The organism is Pseudomonas cyclaminis, assembly GCF_015163715.1.
Classification (GTDB): Bacteria; Pseudomonadota; Gammaproteobacteria; order Pseudomonadales; family Pseudomonadaceae; genus Aquipseudomonas; species Aquipseudomonas cyclaminis.
In genome coordinates, this window is sequence record NZ_JADDUM010000173.1 from 1 (window position 1) to 1,652 (window position 1,652).

Annotated in this window: 1 protein-coding gene; it reads right to left on the bottom strand. The window is 51.8% G+C overall.

Going from position 1 to position 1,652, the window contains the following annotated elements; translation table 11 throughout:
• Nucleotides 1–75: 75 nt before the first annotated feature.
• On the bottom strand, nt 76–1,652 hold a 1,577-nt coding region (locus IQK56_RS20600; protein WP_206691910.1), incomplete at its 5' end, for a YncE family protein.

A 1,652-nucleotide genomic window follows, 5' to 3' on the forward strand; every position in this document is an offset into this window, starting at 1 on the left:
GTATTGCTACGGGGCATTTTTATTGAGAGCGCTTGTATCGGCTATTGTTAATTTAGCGTTGCGCCTATTAAGAGCTTACGTATCGAAAACAGTTATGGTGTCACCTCCTGCGTTAGCGACGAATGCCTGGCGTCCGTCAGAGGTTACAACAATTTCTTTAGGCTGATCGAATGGTGCCAGAGTAGCAATAATCTCCTGTGATGAGGTATTAATGACTTTAACTGTGTTTCCGGAATTCTCTGTGACATAAGCTCGCGGGCTTACTGGGTTGATTGCCACCCACCAAGGTCGATTAAAGCCGCTGATAGTTTTAATCAGTGTTAGGGTGTTAGTGCGAGCATCTAGGATGTTTACATTGCCTGCGGTAGCGGTGTTTCCAGTAGCGGCCACGTAGAGGGAGTCATCATGAGCGTTGTAGGCAATCCCCTGCGTGGTGGCCGGGTTGTTGTAACGGCTGAGGACAGTATTGGTGGCGAGGTCTATCGCAATTGTGGTGTTTGGTCCAGTTATGTAAAGACGATTTCCAAGTGGGTTGATTGTAAGTGCGTAAACTATGGCGATCTCATGTCTTGATATATAAGTGTCGGTTAATGTGTCTATTGTGTTGTAGCCACTGGACCAGGCTTGGTTGTATAGAGAGAAGAGTCGTGATCCGGATGGGTTTAGACATAGTGCAGATCCATATGGATAAATACTGATTATCTTGACGGTTTGGTAGCTTTTGGTTTCGATAACTTTTATCGTGTGAGTAAAAATTACATAAACCAATTCGCCTGATGGGTGAACTGCTACACCTGATGGTGCTGCGTCGAGATTAATAGTGTGAGCGACCGATAGGCTTTCGGTATCTATTACCGACATTGTCATGCTACCAACATTACCAACGTACAGCCGGGTATTATCTTTGTTGAGAGCCAAGTGGACTGGTTGCTTCCCGACAGCGATTGTCCCAATAATGACCCCCGACGCTCTCTTCACACTATACGGCGGCGAAATCTCCAACGACCTCGCCGAAGACTTGTTCCCCGTGCCATCCAGCGACGCCAATACCTTCACTCTCAGCGTGTCGCCTTCATGCAGGCTGCGCAGGTAAGTGGCCGGTATCGGCATGCTGATCCGCCGGGCGTTGAACTCTTCGTTACTGACGGGCAGGCTTATCCGCAGCGCATAATTGCTGCTGCTGAGCAGATCAATCCACATGGCCTGCCCCGGTCTCATGAACGACCAGCCGTCCACCCGCACGGTGTAGGCCTTGTGGGTTTCAACCTGGTCCCCCACCGCTTCTGGAATCCGTACCAGATCCAGCTCCTGCGCCGGCAGGTCTTGCACCTGCAGGGTCAGCTCTGTTGAGGTGGTTGAGGCATGGTCGCGTAGCACGTCATAAAACACCTGGCAGTTCATGCCGAGATTGGCGCCGACAAAGTAGTTGGCGACGGTAAAGCTGACATAGTTTTCCCCCGGCTCCGGGATACCGGGTTTGCTTGGAATATCCGGTGTGCCGAGCCCCGCAGCACCGATGATGTGCACCTTGATCTGATCGCTGGGCAGCATCGGGCTGTAGCTCACCCGGATCGTCACCACTTCCGGGCGTGGCGGCAGCACATGCTCGGGGTTCAGACGCGTCAGGGTCGGTGTGATCACTGTGCCTTCCA